Annotated in this window: 14 protein-coding genes and 3 tRNA genes; all 17 read right to left on the bottom strand. The window is 39.0% G+C overall.

What is annotated here, in order from left to right; genetic code table 11:
• Positions 1–10: 10 nt before the first annotated feature.
• On the bottom strand, positions 11–1,246 hold the full coding sequence (gene bamB, locus ACMUMK_RS18660) for an outer membrane protein assembly factor BamB (protein ID WP_414702665.1): 1,236 nt from the start codon (positions 1,244–1,246) through the stop codon (positions 11–13).
• Between the two features lie 10 nt (positions 1,247–1,256).
• On the bottom strand, positions 1,257–1,880 hold the full coding sequence (locus ACMUMK_RS18655) for a YfgM family protein (protein WP_414702664.1): 624 nt from the start codon (positions 1,878–1,880) through the stop codon (positions 1,257–1,259).
• A gap of 79 nt (positions 1,881–1,959) precedes the next feature.
• Positions 1,960–3,240, bottom strand: a complete 1,281-nt coding sequence (gene hisS, locus ACMUMK_RS18650) for a histidine--tRNA ligase (RefSeq protein ID WP_414702663.1) — start codon at positions 3,238–3,240, stop codon at positions 1,960–1,962.
• Positions 3,241–3,362: 122 nt separating this feature from the next.
• The gene (gene ispG / locus ACMUMK_RS18645) at positions 3,363–4,481 is read right to left on the bottom strand and encodes a flavodoxin-dependent (E)-4-hydroxy-3-methylbut-2-enyl-diphosphate synthase (RefSeq protein WP_414702662.1); all 1,119 of its coding nucleotides are present in this window, start codon (positions 4,479–4,481) and stop codon (positions 3,363–3,365) included.
• 18 nt (positions 4,482–4,499) lie between these two features.
• Entirely contained in the window at positions 4,500–5,417 is a 918-nt protein-coding gene (locus ACMUMK_RS18640; protein ID WP_414702661.1) for a RodZ domain-containing protein, read from the bottom strand.
• A gap of 9 nt (positions 5,418–5,426) precedes the next feature.
• A complete protein-coding gene (gene pilW / locus ACMUMK_RS18635) occupies positions 5,427–6,572 on the bottom strand; it encodes a type IV pilus biogenesis/stability protein PilW (protein WP_414702660.1) in 1,146 nt (381 codons plus the stop codon).
• A gap of 39 nt (positions 6,573–6,611) precedes the next feature.
• Complete coding sequence (locus ACMUMK_RS18630) at positions 6,612–7,757, bottom strand: bifunctional tRNA (adenosine(37)-C2)-methyltransferase TrmG/ribosomal RNA large subunit methyltransferase RlmN (RefSeq protein WP_414702659.1); 1,146 nt, start codon at positions 7,755–7,757, stop codon at positions 6,612–6,614.
• A gap of 142 nt (positions 7,758–7,899) precedes the next feature.
• A complete protein-coding gene (gene ndk / locus ACMUMK_RS18625) occupies positions 7,900–8,331 on the bottom strand; it encodes a nucleoside-diphosphate kinase (protein ID WP_414702658.1) in 432 nt (143 codons plus the stop codon).
• A 451-nt stretch (positions 8,332–8,782) separates the two neighbouring features.
• Positions 8,783–10,660 (bottom strand): SurA N-terminal domain-containing protein, encoded by a 1,878-nt coding sequence (locus ACMUMK_RS18620; protein WP_414702657.1) that lies wholly within the window; start codon positions 10,658–10,660, stop codon positions 8,783–8,785.
• A gap of 231 nt (positions 10,661–10,891) precedes the next feature.
• Entirely contained in the window at positions 10,892–11,212 is a 321-nt protein-coding gene (locus ACMUMK_RS18615; RefSeq protein WP_414702656.1) for an HU family DNA-binding protein, read from the bottom strand.
• A 188-nt stretch (positions 11,213–11,400) separates the two neighbouring features.
• Complete coding sequence (lon, locus tag ACMUMK_RS18610; protein ID WP_414702655.1) at positions 11,401–13,767, bottom strand: endopeptidase La; 2,367 nt, start codon at positions 13,765–13,767, stop codon at positions 11,401–11,403.
• Positions 13,768–14,087: 320 nt separating this feature from the next.
• Entirely contained in the window at positions 14,088–15,365 is a 1,278-nt protein-coding gene (gene clpX / locus ACMUMK_RS18605; RefSeq protein ID WP_414702654.1) for an ATP-dependent protease ATP-binding subunit ClpX, read from the bottom strand.
• A 96-nt stretch (positions 15,366–15,461) separates the two neighbouring features.
• Positions 15,462–16,103, bottom strand: coding sequence for an ATP-dependent Clp endopeptidase proteolytic subunit ClpP (gene clpP / locus ACMUMK_RS18600; RefSeq protein WP_414702653.1), 642 nt, complete (start codon positions 16,101–16,103; stop codon positions 15,462–15,464).
• Positions 16,104–16,193: 90 nt separating this feature from the next.
• The gene (tig, locus tag ACMUMK_RS18595; protein ID WP_414702652.1) at positions 16,194–17,504 is read right to left on the bottom strand and encodes a trigger factor; all 1,311 of its coding nucleotides are present in this window, start codon (positions 17,502–17,504) and stop codon (positions 16,194–16,196) included.
• A 347-nt stretch (positions 17,505–17,851) separates the two neighbouring features.
• Positions 17,852–17,936: transfer RNA gene (locus ACMUMK_RS18590), tRNA-Leu, on the bottom strand.
• Between the two features lie 3 nt (positions 17,937–17,939).
• Positions 17,940–18,015 (bottom strand) — tRNA-His (locus ACMUMK_RS18585).
• Between the two features lie 61 nt (positions 18,016–18,076).
• A tRNA-Arg gene (locus tag ACMUMK_RS18580) sits at positions 18,077–18,153 on the bottom strand.
• Positions 18,154–18,157 lie beyond the last annotated feature (4 nt).

Here is an 18,157-nt window from a genome sequence, read left to right as displayed (position 1 = left end):
CCGAAAAATTTCACTCTGAAGGGGTTTGCACCGCCACTAATTTACCATCACGAGTCTGTGTGTATAATACTCCATCATCAGCGACAGGGGCATAGTATATACTTTCATCATCGTCATCTTCACCAACTTCAAGACGAGCCACTAGCTTACCATCTTCTTGGCTAAACCAGTGTAAGTAACCATATTTATCACCAGAAACAATATAATCACCAACTGGTGTGGCCCCCGTTAATAGACGTTGTTTCAGAGCGCTTTGACTCCACTTTTCTACCCCATTGCGACTATCTAAGGCATATACGGTACTGTTTGAGTCCACCACATACAATGTAGCTCCATCAATCGTTAGACGTCGATAAGAGTTGTACTCACGTTTCCAGACAACCCTACCTGAGCGTAACTCTACTGCTGCTAGGGATCCATCATATGAAATTACATAGATAATCCCACCAGAAACCAGTGGCTGACTATCAATATCAACAATACGCTCTAGCTCGGTAACACCAGTTGCAGCAGACACAACTTGTTCCCATGCAGTTTGGCCTGATTCGAGAATATTCACCACTAGTTTACCTGTAGCAGTTCCAATTATGGCTCCACCATTTACGGCTGTTGGTGAAGATACACCTCTTAGAGATAATGGAGGCACGTCGGATTCATATGCCCAAACTTCTTCACCTGTACTTGCATTTAGAGCAAATACGAAACCAGACCCTGTATTTACAACAACAACACCGGCTTCAACAGCAGGAGTAGCTAAAACTTCTCCTTTTAAAGTAGTTTTCCACTTTTGCTCACCAGTGTTTGCATCAAGAGCAATGACTTCACCATTTTCAGTACCGAAAAAGACGGTTTCATAAGCGACACTTAAACCACCAGCGATTTTAGCAGGCGTACCATCATCCCAAAAACTTGTAATAAAGCTTGTCCAACCCTTATCTTCAAATACCGCAAAGTTTGTAGACCACACTTGTTTTCCGGTTTCTTGCTCAAATGCTGCTACTAATCCTTGACGGTTAGCTGCATAAACTTTGTCGTAGGCAACCGCGGGGTGCAGCTTTGAATAGTATCCAGCAACTCCATTACCTAAATCTTTAGACCAGATAATAGAAGGAGTAAATTGCTGTTCGATAGGCTTTAACCTTCTAATCTCTAATTCATCGTCATCGTAAAACCAATTAGCAATAGTTGTACAACCACTTAACAAGAGTACATTAGCCAGTAAAGTGCCTAGAATAAAATGCTTCACTCTTATCACCTTAACCATTTGCTGCAACAGCTAGATTATCTAGTTTCATTTTCAATATTTGGTTACGTTCACCGCTTTCTAGAGCTGAACTATAAGCGGCTCTCGCCTTGTCGAATAATTGCTGAGCTAGATAAGCGTCACCTTTGATTTCAAGAGACTGACTTTTGAATGCATCAGCGGTTACTTTATCTGCATTACTAATCGCCAAATCAAATTCACCTTGAGCAAGTTGAATTCGCGCTAAGCGAAGCTGTGCAACATACTTAACCGTTGCTAACGAAGTATTATTTACAACATATTCTAACTGCTTAGCCGCTTCAGAAAAGTCTTCACGATCAGCCGCTTTCTGAGCAAGTTCTAGAGCCATAAGAGTTGCGTAACCTGTATCACCATGTTCATCAAGGTATGCTTTAGCTTCCGTGAAGCCTTTCTCATCTTGGGCTAATTTAATGCTTGTTGTTTCATATGCATTAGACGCTTGTTCTTTAGCTGCAATTTGTGAATCATTATAATAGCGCCAGCCATAAAGGCCTGCTAACCCAAGTACAGCGCCGATAATCAACGCACTACCATTCTCTTTCCAAAAGCGTTTAATGGCTTCAACTTGTTGCTCTTCTGTTTCGTATTGTTCCATGACCCATTCCTCTTACTGCTTGGTTACCTTTATAAGATAACGCTCATATTAATTTATTTTTTCTGAACCAAGTTTAAACTTAATAGCCAAAAACCTGCTTCATAAAATCAGTTAACTCATCATTTGCGACTAATTGTTGAGGCTGTTGCTCTCTTAAGTACTTAACCGCTACTTGCCCATTGTCTTTCTCATTTTCTCCAATAACTAGCGCTATTTTTGCACCACTGTTATCAGCTCGTTTCATTTGCTTCTTGAAGTTACCGCCACCATTGTGGTTCATAACTTTAAGCTGAGGTATAGCATCTCGTAGTGACTCACTAATTTGTCTGGCATATAGCTCAACAGAATCCCCCATGGCGGTAATATAAACATCTACAGAAGGAGCGACATCTTTATCCAACTCTAGGGTTTGCAACATTAAAATCAGACGCTCTAATCCCATAGCGAACCCGACGCCTTGGGTTGATTTACCACCTAACTGTTCTACCAATCCATCATAACGGCCACCAGCACATACTGTACCTTGCGAGCCTAAGCTGTCGGTAACCCATTCAAATACAGTTCGATTATAATAATCTAAGCCGCGAACTAGAGCGGGATTAACTCGATATTGGATTCCAAAGCTGTCTAATCGTTCACACAAACCTTTAAAATGTTTTTCTGAGTCTTCATCAAGACAATCAATTAACTTAGGCGCATCTTTGACGGCTTCTTGAACTTGCGGATTTTTGCTATCTAGTACTCTTAGAGGGTTTGTTTCTAAGCGGCGCAGACTATCTTCATCTAACAACTCTTTACGTTCATTTAAATAGGCAACGAGTTGTTCCTTATAAGCCGCCCTAGCCTCCGAGCTTCCAAGTGAATTGATTTCTAATGTAACATGTTGGCTAATACCAAACTTTTTCCAAAGTCTGGCACTCAAAAGAATAACTTCAGCATCTATATCTGGCCCTGCTAAGCCAAACACTTCAACTCCAAATTGATGGAATTGACGATATCTTCCTTTCTGAGGACGTTCATGACGAAACATTTGCCCTAAGTACCAAAGACGCTGTTGCTGGTTATACAATAAACCATGTTCGTTACCCGCACGAACAACACTCGCGGTGCCCTCTGGACGTAAGGTTAGGCTATCTGAATTACGGTCAGAGAAAGTGTACATTTCTTTCTCTACAATGTCGGTCACTTCACCGATTGAGCGTTTGAACAAGTCAGTACTTTCGACTATGGGGGTACGAATTTCGTTGTAACCATAACTTGCAACAACTTGACGAATAATAGACTCAACGTATTGCCACAGCCCAGAATCAGTGGGCAAGCAATCGTTCATTCCTCGAATAGCCTGTATTTGTTTTGACACGGGAAAATATTCTCTTATGCAATAATTAAAAAAAGCCCCGCATTATAGGGGCTTTAATCTAAAACGTAAAATTTTGAGGCAGAAAAACACGTTAAAATCTGGGTCTTTTATCTATTTATGATTTATCTAACCTGTTTGACTTCGATTTGGCTCTTTTCCTCAATACGACTAGCTTTTGCTCGGATACGCCTTTCTAACTGATCAACTAAATCATTATTACTCAGTCGTTCTTTCTGGCGCTTACCATCTAAATAAAAACCACTCATGTTTCTGGCCCCTGTTAAACCTAAGTCTGAGACTTCGGCTTCTCCTGGGCCATTCACCACACACCCAATAATTGATACATCCATAGGGGTTAAAATATCTTCGAGGCGCTCTTCTAAGGCATTCACTGTACTAATCACATCAAATTCTTGCCTTGAACAACTTGGGCAAGCAATAAAATTAATACCACGGGAGCGGATCCTTAAGGATTTTAAAATATCGAAACCAACTTTTATTTCTTCAACAGGATCTGCAGCCAAAGAAATGCGAATGGTATCTCCTATGCCCTCGGCCAATAGCATGCCTAAACCGACAGAGCTTTTAACTGCACCAGCTCTAATTCCACCTGCTTCAGTGATACCTAAATGCAGTGGCTGCTCAATCTGTTTAGCAAGCTCTCGGTATGCACCAACTGCTAAAAATACATCAGAAGCTTTAACGCTCACCTTGAATTGATCAAAGTTCAACTTATCTAATATATCTACGTGACGCATAGCAGATTCAACAAGGGCTTCTGGTGTAGGTTCTCCGTACTTTTCTTGTAAATCTTTTTCTAAAGAGCCGCCATTCACTCCGATTCGAATAGGAATGTTTTTATCTTTTGCACAGTCGACTACCGACCTAACCCGATCCATACTGCCTATATTTCCGGGGTTAATTCTGAGGCAGTCAACTCCGTATTCAGCCACTTTTAAAGCAATACGGTAATCAAAATGAATGTCAGCAATTAATGGAACTGAGACCTGCTGCTTAATCAACTTAAACGCTTCTGCGGCATCCATTGTTGGCACAGATACACGGACAATTTCACCACCTACTGCTTGAATTCTCTTTATCTGAGCTACGGTTTTATCAACATCAGTTGTTAAAGTATTTGTCATAGACTGCACAGCAATAGGAGCACCATCACCAATAGGTACATGGCCCACATTTATGCGTTTCGATTGACGACGTTTTATAGGGGATTCTGCAAACATAATATTAGTTAAGCTCTGTTATTCTGATAATGGTAAATTAAATTTGGCGATCTTGCCTGGAGGTAAGAATGACAAGTCAACCGGCTCACCAGCATAGCTAATTTTAACAACTTCTGACGCTCCCAAGGTAACAGTAAAAGGAGGGATACCTGTTACGGGCATGATTCTTCCTTCAACTTTTACACCATAGGCGATATTTTCACCTGTAGCATCAGCAAGGTTCATCCAGCAATCTCCAGAAAATTCAAATATTAACTGGACTGGTTCTACTACATCATTTGTAGTCGAGCTTGAATCTTCTGTAGCACTTATAAACTGTTCTAGCTCAGATACTATAAGCTCTGCATCTGGCAGTTGATTATCAGTTAATTCTGCATTTTCTTCGATGGGTTCTGAGGTGATATTAGGTTTAGCAACTAAATCAGTATCAGTATCAGTATCAGTATCAGTATCAGTATCAGTATCAGTATCAACTGAATCAGATGATGTTGGCAAAGACAAGCTAGTTGATGGCTCTATGGGCTCAACGGCATTTTTATCTTGTTGAAACCACCAGACAACTACCAATGCAATAACCACTAAAATAACTAGGTAAGTTACCAACATCAATTTGTCATCATTAGCTTGGTTGGCCACTCGCCGTGAAAAACTTTTTACTTTCACTTGATCTTTATTTCTAGTGTTCAAGTTTTCAAACGCTACCATTACGTCATTTTCAGCGACTTGAACTTGCTTAGCATAAAGTTTGATATAGCCCTTTAAAAAGGTCAGAGAAATATCGAGTTCGTAGTTATCCCGTTCTATTTCTTCAATTAAGATCTTTTTCAAATGGAGCTTATCTGCAATGTCTTGAATCGATAAATTCGCTCGTAAACGTGCGTCTTTTAATAACTGTCCAGGGCCGATTATGACCTGTTCTTCTTGTTGTTCACTCATTTTTATTTACTACTCAACAGGGGCAGGTACGACTAAAGAAAGTTTCATACCATTATAGATTTCCGATGCATCGGTCAAATTGTTCCATTCTACCAGTGTTTGCATCTTGATGTTGTATTGCAAAGATATTCTGTAAAGGTTTTCACCTTTTGCGACTATGTGGTAAGTGGGTTTAGCGCTTTTTTCTACAATACTTTCAGCCTCTACTTGAGACTTAGCCACAGTGCCTTTAGTTTCATCAAGCTCTTCTTTAATTAAAGATTTGCTACTTTGCTCTGAAGCCTTAGGCTCTTCGACCTTTAACTCGCTCACATCACTTTGCACATTAGTAACCCCAACCTTACTCAAGTCAGTGGGCAGAGCAGATAATTCATTTTTGCCGGTAGGGTTCTTTTTATTTTTTAAATACTGCAGAGTTAGAGGATTACTTGGGTACAACTGGATTAGCATATCCGAATACCCTTTAGCGACATTATGATTTCCTAAACCATCTTCAATAGCAATGGCCATTAATAAGCTTTGTGGACTTACCTGTGAAACCCTCTCATAACGCTTAAATATATCACGGGCTTCGTACCACTTTTCAGTATCAATTAAGGATTGAGTAAGCAGGTATAAGCTATTTGCGCGAGAAGGTTGGTGATTAACTGCATTCCTGAAATATTGAACAGCTTCTTCTAACAAACCTTGGCTTTGACTACATAGAGCTAAGTTCTCGTAAGTTTGAGCACTAGATATATAGTTACTGGTATTAACCGCCTTTAAAAAATATGTTTTAGCCTTTTCATAATTTCCATTCTGACATAAGAATGCACCATAGGTATTTGCGATATCTGCATTATTTGGGGCTAAATCCATTGCGTACTGATATGCACTCTCAGCTAGTTCTAACTCTCCCACATTTTGGTAATAATAAGCCATTGCGTAATTTGCATCGGCTGATCTTGGAGCAAACTCTAGTGCTTTATCTAAATTAAACTTTGCGCTACTGAAATTCCCATTTTTAAGGTAAGTTAATCCCAAAGAAACACGGTTTTCAGCAGCTTTATCCCGATCAAAATCTTTTTTAACTGTACCTGGACCTGTTTGAGTGACACATCCGGTAACAGTAAGCAGAATGAGTATTACAAAACCAATGCTAAAAATTTTAATCATGTTTTTATGAGAGCCTATATTCTGGATAACTAATGAGTATTATTGTGCCACTTTGATGGATATATTCTCGCCCTTTAATTTCTTTTTCAACATTCTCTTTGTACGGTCAACAACATCTCCAACAAGTTGGCCACATGCAGCATCAATATCATCCCCCCGAGTTCTTCTGACAACCACAACTATTCCATACTCCATCAAAACTTTTGCAAATCTATCGATACGAGAGTTACTAGAACATGTATAAGGAGAACCAGGATAAGGATTAAAGGGTATTAAATTAATCTTACAAGGCGTACCTTGCAATACTTTGGCTAAAGCATGGGCTTGATCAGTACTATCGTTGATACCGTTTAGCATCACATACTCAACGGTTACTTTACCTTGATTGGCGTTTGACTTAGCTAAATATCTTCTCACACTTGATAAAAACACATCTATTGGATATTTCTTGTTAATAGGTACGATTTCATCACGTAAGGTATTGTCTGGGGCATGTAAAGAAATAGCTAAAGCTACGTCGATTTGCTCAGCCAGCTTATCTAACGCTGGAACAACGCCTGAGGTACTCAAAGTTACGCGACGTTTAGATAGACCAAATGCTAAATCATCCATCATTAATTCCATTGCAGGAACGACGTGCTTAACATTTAACAGAGGCTCTCCCATCCCCATCATTACGACATTGGTAATAGGACGTTTAGCAGTATCATTATTTAGCCCAATAGTGACAGCGACACGCCACACTTGACCGATTATTTCTGACACTTTTAAGTTTCGGTTGAAACCCTGCTGAGCAGTGGAACAGAATGTACATTCTAAGGCACATCCAACTTGTGATGAAACACATAAGGTGGCTCTATCCCCATCAGGGATCCAAACAGTCTCTACTTCTTGACCACCTTCTAACTTCAATGCAAATTTGATGGTGCCGTCTGAAGCATTTTGTTGATAGGCAATTTCTGGTGCTTTTATCTCGCACTTATTCTGAAGTTTCTCTCGCAACGCCTTATTTAAATTAGTCATTTGCTCAAAGTCAGACACACCTTGCTGATAAATCCACTTCATAACCTGCTCAGCTCTAAAAGGTTTCTCTCCCATACTAGTAAAGAATTCTCGTAAGCCTTCACGATTAAAATCAAGTAAATTAGTTTTATTTGGTTGGCCAGATGCCTGTACTGTGCTCAAAGTAAACCTCAGTGCGTTAGTTGCTCGGCAGTATTTTAACTGATTTGTCAGTTTTTTGCAGAGCTATAAATATCAATTAGTAATCAATAGGGATACAAAATAAAAAAGGGAGCCTAGGCTCCCTTTTCTCGAACGCCTAATATTAGCGAGTTCGAGGGCAAATCTCTTCATCACTAAAGAAGTATGCGATTTCTCTAGCAGCAGATTCAGGAGCATCAGAACCATGACATGCATTTTCATCAATAGAGTTAGCATAATCAGCACGTAAAGTACCGGCTAAAGCTTCAGCAGGGTTAGTAGCACCCATAATTTCGCGATTTTTTACAACTGCATTTTCGCCTTCTAACACTTGAACCATAACTGGTCCTGAAGTCATAAAAGCTACTAAGCCAGCGAAGAAAGGACGCTCACTATGCTCAGCATAGAAACCTTCTGCTTGCTCTTTACTAAGATGAATCATTTTAGAAGCAACAAGTCTTAAGCCTGCAGACTCAAAACGATTGTAAATAGCCCCAATAACATTTTTAGCAACAGCATCAGGTTTGATAATAGAAAAAGTGCGCTCTAAAGCCATCTTTTAAACTCCAATTTTAAATAAGGTTCGACTGTGTAAACAGTCACATGAAAATTCGCGCGGATTATATGCAATTAAAAACCAAATAACTAGAGGTTGCAATGAGTAAAACTAGCTTTACCCATGAGTTAGTTAATGAGTAAGCCTTGAGTTGATAATTATTCCCCCTTAAAATCAAAGGAGACTAAGATAACTGGAATACAAAACTTTAATGATAAAGTTCCTATTTTTACTTCCCATTGTTCCTTGCTTAATTTGGTTTCTATATTTGAAATCTCAAGGCTTTACAGTTAAACAAGGTAAGCAAGGTTTCATCTATATTTTAATTACCTCTAGTGTGGTGGCTGCTTTTTACACTGCACTGCTTTGGCTAACACACTAATTCCCATTACGCAGATACAAAAAAAGAGCGTTACCGCTCTTTTTTATCTATTCATAAAAAGCGTCAACTCTACAGATATATTTCAATATCGGCTTCTGCTTTAAGTGATTCAACTACTGCACCAAATAATAATTGCGCTCTGTTTGATGCAAGTCTGCTTTTTAATGAAGCAAGCTGCGTATCATCTGCTGCAGGTGCTTCATTTACTTTAGTAACTTGTACTAGACTAATGTCACCATTAATAAGGTCAACAACTGTAGTCTCACTCTCTGCTACTGCAAATAGTGCTTGAACAATAGTTTGTGACAATGAAGTATCAGTTCTAGTTACACCTTGTTGCACTTCCCAGGTTAACGATAACTCTGATAATTTAGACTCCACATCTTCGTTATTCGCAAGTAAGGTTTTGATTTCAGTGGCCCATTCTTTAGCTGCTTCTTGTGCCGCTTGCTCAAATAAGGTTTCTTGAATACGGTCTGTTACTTCACTAAGCTCTTGGGTGCGCTCTGGTTCATATTCAGCAACTCTTAACAACATAATATGATTGTCAGCAATCTCAATCACTTCACTATTAACAGCATCTTCTATCAACTCAGCACTAAAAGCTGCATTTAAGATGCTAGGATTAGATAAGAACTGAGGCGCTTCACTACGACTAAATAACTCACTTGTTTCAATTGGCTTTCCAGCTAACTCAGCGACTTCATCTAGATTGTCTGGCACTTCAAAGGCAACTTCAGCTAGCCTTTGTTGAACTTCGTAAAATTCATCTTCGGCTTTAGTATTTTTTACGGCAGCAACTATATCGTCTTTAACATCATCAAATGGCGTTACTTCTTCAGGCTTAACACCCGTTAGCTTTATAATATGATAGCCAAATGCGCTCTTTACTACTGCACTTACGTCATTAATACTTTCTAAGGCATAGGCGGCTTCCTCAAAAGCGGGATCCATTATTCCCGTTCCAAACCAACCTAAATCACCACCGTTTTCTGCACTAAAAATATCACTAGAGTTTTGTTTAGCCAACTCTGCAAAATCGGCCCCATTATTAATTTCTTCTAAAATAGAGTCTGCTTTAGCTGCAACCGAATCATTTGCTTCAGCACTTTCAAATAAAATGTGCGAAACCTGTCTCTGTTCTTCTCGGCGATAAGTATTAATATTTTGCTGATAATAATCATCAAGCTCTTGGTCTGTTACTTCAATACCTGCTAGTAAGTCTTCTAATTTCAGCTCAACATACTCAAGACTTACTTTCTGATCAGTATCAAATTGCAGGATATTGTCTTGGTAATAGTTTTCAATTTGCTCTTGAGTCACTTCAACTTGAGCATCAAAACTAGCTGCTGGAACTGTAATGTATTTAATATCACGGGTTTGTTCTTGGATAGCGTATGCATTACTCGCCTCCTGTTGTAGGGCAAACTCCGATCCCATCAAGGAGCTAGATAATTGACGACGTATCATGTCTACACGCATGTAGTCTCTAAAGTTGTTTGGTTGAAAACCAGCTTGGCGTAAAATAATTAAATAACGTTCGTTATCAAACTTGCCGTCCACTTGAAACTCTTGCATGCCGACAATTGCTTTTTTAATTTGCTCATCACTTACTCTAAGGCCAAGATCAACAGCTGCTTGGTCTAACAGCTTTTCACTGATTAGACGGTCTAACACACCTTGTCTAAAGTTTTGCAAATAAGCAGAATCACTTGCCAAAGTTGCGAAGGCATCTCCAAACTGAGATTCCATTCGGCTTCGTTCGTTTTCATAAGCTCTTTCTAATTCAGCACTGCCGATTTCCTCACCATTAACTGATGCGGCAGCCACTGACGATGACGAATTGATATAACTACCAACCCCAGCAAAGATAAAACTTAAAATAACCAACGCTAAAATCCCAATAGCCCAAGGGCCTTGTGATCCTTCTCTAATTCTTTCCAACATACTAAAATCCAAACTCCAAATGAGCTATTTATTAATAAGCTTTGAGGTCCCTAACACTCAGGCCTTCCCCAATCGCAAGCGAGCGGAATTATATACCAAACATTTACAATTATTAAGATTGTTATCGTTGAAATGAACAATATCTGGAAAAGTAAGGCGGGATAAAATAAAACTGCACATAAACAAAAGGCGATGATAAATCATCGCCTTTTGTAAAAAGTCTACTATCGCTTAGTTACAAGCGTCTTTCAATGCTTTACCAGCTTTAAATGAAGGCACTTTAGCAGCAGAAATTTGAATAGTTTCACCAGTCTGAGGATTACGACCGCTACGAGCTGCACGTTCACGTACAGAAAAAGTACCGAAACCAACTAAAGCAACTTGGTCACCTTCTTTAAGAGCTGTAGTAACAGCACCAGTTAATGCATCTAGCGCACGGCCAGCTGCTGCTTTAGAAATGTCTGCACTTGCAGCGATGTTATCAATAAGATCTGACTTATTCACAATAGAACCCCTTCGATTGTTATTATACTTTTGGCTTGCACAACGCAATACCGGAATGTTATATCAAGCTTGAATATTTACTTCAAGCTTATTCTTTACAAATTATTAACTTTTGTTGAATCACTTCAATCCCTTTTGTGACAAGGCCTTAAGCGAAACTGCGGTAAAGGCTACCACAACTTTTTACATAGTGAAGCCCTTAAACTTAAAAATAATTAAAAAAACAGCCTTTATGCTCATTTTTTAACCTTTTCGGTTTTAATAGGAACAAACCTCTCAGGCTCTTCTTCCAAAGCTATGGTTAAAACCTCATCAATCCACTGCACAGCATGAATACTTAAATCTTGTTTTACATTCTGTGGGATATCTTCTAAGTCTCTCTCATTGTCTTTAGGAATGATAACTGTCTTAATTCCTCCGCGATGTGCTGCCAATAACTTTTCTTTCAATCCACCAATTGGTAACACTTCACCACGTAAGGTTATTTCCCCTGTCATAGCAACTTCACATTTAACTGGATTACCGGTTAATGTTGAAATAAGGGCCGTGCACATAGCAATACCTGCACTTGGTCCATCTTTTGGTGTTGCGCCTTCTGGCACATGCACATGAATATCACGCTTTTCATGAAAGTCTTCATTTATACGTAATTTTTCAGCTCGACTACGGACTACAGTTAAAGCGGTTTGAATAGACTCTTGCATTACATCACCTAGAGATCCAGTGAATGTAGTTTTACCTTTACCGACAACAGATGTTGTTTCAATGGTTAATAAGTCCCCCCCAACTTGTGTCCAGGCCAAGCCTGTCACTTGACCTATTTGGTTAGTCTTATCGGCTTTTCCATAATCAAAGCGCTGTACACCTAAGAATTCTTTCAAATTATCCTGATTCACAACCACTTGAGTGATGGTTTTATCTAGGAGAATATTTTTAACGGCTTTGCGGCAAATTTTAGAGATCTCCCGTTCTAAACTACGGACTCCAGCCTCTCTAGTGTAGTAGCGAATTATGCCTACAATTGCACTCTCTTCAATAACCAACTCACCCTTTTTCAAGCCATTGCGAGAGATTTGTTTATCAATTAAATGTTGCGTTGATATATTAAGTTTTTCGTCTTCTGTATAACCTGACAAACGAATAACTTCCATTCTATCTAATAAAGGCCCAGGGATATCCATACTATTCGACGTAGCAACAAACATTACGTCAGACAAATCGTAGTCAACCTCAAGATAGTGGTCGCTAAAGCTTGCATTTTGCTCTGGATCTAACACCTCTAATAAAGCAGAAGAGGGATCTCCACGCATGTCCGAAGACATTTTGTCAATTTCATCCAATAGGAAAAGTGGATTTTTCACACCTACTTTGGCCATTTTCTGAATCATTTTTCCAGGCATAGAGCCAATGTAGGTTCTGCGGTGCCCACGGATTTCAGCTTCGTCTCGAACTCCACCAAGGGCCATACGAATATACTTTCGCCCCGTCGCCTTAGCGATAGATTGACCTAAAGAGGTTTTACCTACACCGGGGGGACCTACTAAACACAAAATAGGCCCTTTTAGCTTACGAACTCTTTGCTGAACCGCTAAATATTCAATAATACGCTCTTTAACTTTATCTAAACCATAATGGTCTGCGTTAAGTACTTCATCCGCAAGCGCTAAGTTTTTCTTCACTGCACTGCGCTTTACCCATGGCACATTAGTAAGCCAATCTATATAACTTCTTACTACAGAGGCCTCCGCTGACATAGGAGACATCATTTTTAATTTATTCAGCTCTGCAGTAGCCTTCTTTTTAGCCTCTTCAGGCATCTTGGCTTCTTCAATTTTTTTACTTAAGGTTTCAAATTCATCTGGCGCATCGTCCAACTCACCCAGCTCTTTTTGAATCGCTTTCATTTGCTCATTCAAATAATATTCGCGCTGGCTCTTCTCCATTTGCTTTTTAACACGAGTGCGTATTTTCCGCTCTACTTGTAATAAATCGATCTCACTTTCCATCAAAGCCATTAGATACTCAAGACGTTCAGTGATACTTAACATCTCTAGTACTTTTTGCTTCTCAGTTAGTTTCAGAGGCATATGAGCTGCCATAGTATCAGCAAGGCGCGCAGCATCTTCTATACCGCTTAACGAGGTTAATACCTCAGGTGGAATTTTTTTATTTAATTTAACGTAGCCCTCAAACTGAGATATGGCAGAGCGGATCAATACTTCTTGCTCTGTTTCAACCAACTCCTCGTCCACAGAGCTGGAAATATCCGCTACAAAAAAGTCTTCAGAGCTAATAAAGGTTTCGATCTTTCCTCTTTGATTACCTTCAACCAAAACTTTAACTGTGCCGTCGGGTAACTTAAGCAACTGTAAGATAGTTGCAATCGTACCCACTGTAAAAATATCTTCCTCTGCAGGCTCATCTACCCCGGCATCTTTTTGAGCGACTAAAAATATTTGCTTGTCTTTATCCATAGCAGCTTCTAAGCAGCGGATTGATTTCTCTCTACCTACAAACAAAGGTATAACCATATGTGGATAAACTACTACATCTCGCAACGCCAATACTGGCATTTCGATGTTATTTTCTCGCTCTTTTGTCATACTGAGTCTCTAAATCATTGAATAAATGGGAGGTATATCCCTATGCTATCGAATATATATGGGGCTAGGACAGGAAAGTTCAAATAAAAAAATCAAACAAACAGAATTAATTTACCTTTACAGTGCCATCTCTCTAATGGCTAGGTTAATTAATACTCAAAACAAAAACCAATCATTTATGTAAATTGGGTTTCAACATTAAGGTACAAAGAGCCCTTTATTACAAAACACAAAGAAAAAACAAGAATACATAATCGAACTAATGACATTACGCCTTATTTAGAACAAATAAAAAAGGCTCTTTCGAGCCTTTTAAAAATTTATTCTGACGCCGCTTTTTTATCAGCGCTGCTGTCATATATTAAAATGGGTTGGGTTTCTCCCCTGATAACTGTTTCATCTATTACCACTTTGCTGACATCATCAGCAGAAGGCAGCTCATACATAGTATCTAATAAAACAGCTTCTACAATTGAACGTAATCCCCTAGCCCCAGTTTTGCGTTGCATTGCTTTTTTAGCGATCGCTTGCAATGCGTCATCTCTAAACTCTAATTCGGTGTTTTCCATTCCGAATAAGGCTGCATATTGCTTAGTTATTGCATTTTTAGGCTCTTTTAGAATTTGAATAAGAGCTTCCTCACTCAACTCTTCTAAACTGGTGAGAACCGGTAAACGACCAATAAACTCTGGGATAAGACCGTATTTAACCAAGTCTTCTGGCTCAACCTTTTTAAACAGCTCGCCTTCGGTAGACTTTTTACTGGTATCTTTTATTTCAGAGCCAAAGCCAATGCCTGTTCCTGTGTGTGCACGCTGCTCGATAACTTTATCTAATCCAGCAAATGCTCCACCACAAATAAATAATATTTTCGAAGTATCAACTTGTAAAAACTCTTGCTGAGGATGCTTTCTTCCACCTTGAGGGGGAACAGAAGCGACAGTACCTTCAATTAGTTTCAACAATGCTTGCTGAACGCCTTCTCCTGATACATCACGAGTAATTGAGGGGTTATCAGACTTACGAGAGATCTTATCAATCTCGTCTATATATACGATCCCACGTTGGGCTTTTTCAACATCGTAATCACATTTTTGAAGTAATTTTTGGATAATGTTTTCTACATCTTCACCAACGTAACCGGCTTCGGTCAGTGTTGTTGCATCAGCCATAGTAAATGGCACATCTAAAAGCCTTGCTAAGGTTTCTGCTAATAAGGTTTTACCGCTACCTGTAGGACCAATCAACAAGATATTACTTTTACCTAACTCAACACCTTCATGGACATCACCATTTCTCAAACGCTTATAATGATTGTAAACAGCAACAGATAAAACTTTTTTGGCATGCTCTTGACCAATTACATAGTCGTCTAGATGACTATGTATTTCTTTAGGTGTAGGTAACTCATCTTGCTTTTTCTTAGGTGAAATTTCTTTAATTTCTTCTCTAATAATGTCATTACACAAATCAACACATTCATCACAAATAAAAACAGACGGCCCTGCAATTAATTTGCGAACTTCATGTTGGCTTTTGCCACAAAATGAACAATATAAAAGTTTATTGTCACCATCATTGTTTTTGCTATCACTCATTTACAATCTTTTCCTGTATCAAGCTGACTCCCAAATTGAAAGCCACTGTATTTCAGATATAGTGGCTACAATCTAAAATTTCAAAGAGTCACTTTATTAAATATCACTTTTCGCTTCGTTTTGAGCATCTGGACGATTAGCTAATACCTGATCAACTAACCCATATTCCATTGCTTCATCGGCACTTAAGAAGTTATCTCTGTCCGTATCTCGAGCCACAGTTTCGTAGTCTTTGCCTGTATGCTTAGCCATTAAACGATTCATTTTCTCTTTAATAGACAGAATTTCTTTAGCATGTATTTCAAAATCAGATGCCTGCCCTTGGAAACCGCCCAACGGTTGATGGATCATTACACGAGAATTAGGCAAACAGTATCGCTTCCCTTTTTCACCAGCAGACAATAAAAAAGCGCCCATGCTTGCTGCTTGACCTATACAAACTGTGCTGACATTTGGCTTAATAAAATTCATTGTATCGTAAATAGCCATACCCGCAGTTACAGAACCGCCCGGAGAATTAATATATAAAAAGATATCTTTTTCAGGGTTTTCAGCTTCTAAAAATAACATCTGCGCGACAATTAAATTAGCCATATGGTCTTCAACTTGACCGACTAAAAAGATCACATTCTCTTTTAATAAACGAGAGTAAATATCATAAGAACGTTCGCCCTTGGCAGTTTGCTCTACCACCATAGGAACTAATGCGTTTGTTGGATCAAAAGGTGTATTCATCATAAATTAGTTTTCTTCACAAATAAAAATGCTCGGTAGATACCGAGCATTTAAGCAGTTGCAGACTAGTTAAGTCAATTAACAAAAGGTATTTTAAGCCTGTTTGTTCATGATATCGTCAAAAGATTTCTTAACTTCTTTTACTTTGGCTTGCTCAAGCAATAATTCTACGGCTTGTTCTTCCATTGCAACATTGTTCATTTGTTGCATTAACTCATCATTAGTTTTGTAGTAGTCAATAACTTCTTGAGGATCTTCGTAAGCAGAAGCAGCGGTTTCGATTAATGCATCAACTTTAGCAGTATCAACTTTAATCTCATTAGTTTTAATTACTTCACCTAGTAACAAACCAACACTTACACGCTTACGAGCATTCTCTTCAAACAAATCAGCTGGAAGCTCAGGCATGTTATCTACATTACCACCTTGCTGTTGGCTGAAACGTTGCTTAGCTTGCTCGCGAAGTGCATTTACTTCTTGGTCAACTAAAGCCTTTGGCAAATCAATTTGATTTTTCTCTAATAAACCAGCAATAACTTGCTCTTTTACTGATGCTTTAAGAGTTTGGTCAAGTTCACGCTGCATATTTTTACGCACTTCTGCGTTTAATGCTTCGATATCACCATCTTCAATACCAAATAATTTAGCAAACTCTTCATCAACTTTAGGTAAATTTAAAGCTTCAGTTTTCTTGATTGTGATAGTGAACTGAGCTTCTTTACCTTTTAGAGCTTCTGCATGGTAATCTTCTGGGAAAGTCACATCCGAAATAACTTCTTCACCAGTTTTAGCTCCTACGATAGGCTTTTCAAAACCAGGGATCATTCGATCTTTACCCATTTCTAGAGCGAAGTCTTCGGCTTTTCCGCCTTCAAACTCTTCACCGTCAATAGTACCAACGAAATCAATTGTTACCTTATCGTCTTTTTTGATTTTACGTTTAACTTCTTTATACGTAGCGTGCTGCTTACGTAACGTATCCATCATGTTACTTAAGTCTTTATCGTTGATTTCAACAGCAGGTTTTTCAACCTCTATCTTATCTACGTCTTTTACTTCTACTTCTGGATAAACTTCAAAAGCAGCTACATATTGTAAATCTTTGCCATCTTCGTCTGTTTTCATTTCGAAAGTAGGCATTCCAGCTGGTGTTATTTTCTCTTTCGTAATGGCTTCGTAAAAATTACGCTGCATTACTTCGCCAGCAACTTCTTGACGTACAGCCTGGCCGTAACGCTTTTTGATAACAGTAATAGGAACTTTACCAGGGCGGAAACCATTGATTCTCTGAGTTTTAGCTAATTGCTGTAAACGAGACTTAACAGCAGAGTCAACTGAATCTGCAGGAACGGTAATAGTAAGACGGCGTTCTAAACCTTGAGTCGTCTCAACGGAAACTTGCATTCTGATACCTCAATTAGGCGCTTTTAAGCGCTTACAAAATTATTAATGGGATTTTATCGGTGCAACAATTAAATAGATGCGAGAGCGAATATTACGCTTGAATGACCTTAATTAGTAAAAGCTACACCCTACTAACAAACAGACACCCGATAAAAAGACGCGGTAGTATAGCGATAGGCTGTACCCAAGTCGAGCCTAAAAGAACTAAAATAGAAAATACCCTAGCTTGAGCATAATAATTAATCGATAAAACAAGAAAGTTTACCTAACAACTAGAATGTTAAGTTAATAATTAGATAAGGATATAAAGTGAAGCTATAAAATTTATTTTATTAGTAATAATAAAATGGTGCGGAAGGAGAGACTCGAACTCTCACGCCGTGAAGCACTGGAACCTAAATCCAGCGTGTCTACCAATTCCACCACTCCCGCGAGTGGGGTGAACGATGGGGCTCGAACCCACGACAACCGGAATCACAATCCGGGGCTCTACCAACTGAGCTACGCTCACCACAGAAAACACTGCAGCTAACTTTAATTCGACTAACCATTCAAATCCATTCGGAATCGCATGGCGCGCCCGACAGGATTCGAACCTGTGACCCACGGCTTAGAAGGCCGTTGCTCTATCCAGCTGAGCTACGGGCGCTCGA

It is taken from the genome of Paraglaciecola sp. 2405UD69-4 (assembly GCF_047525415.1).
Classification (GTDB): domain Bacteria; phylum Pseudomonadota; class Gammaproteobacteria; order Enterobacterales; family Alteromonadaceae; genus Paraglaciecola.
This window is presented reverse-complemented; position numbering and strand designations above follow the sequence as displayed.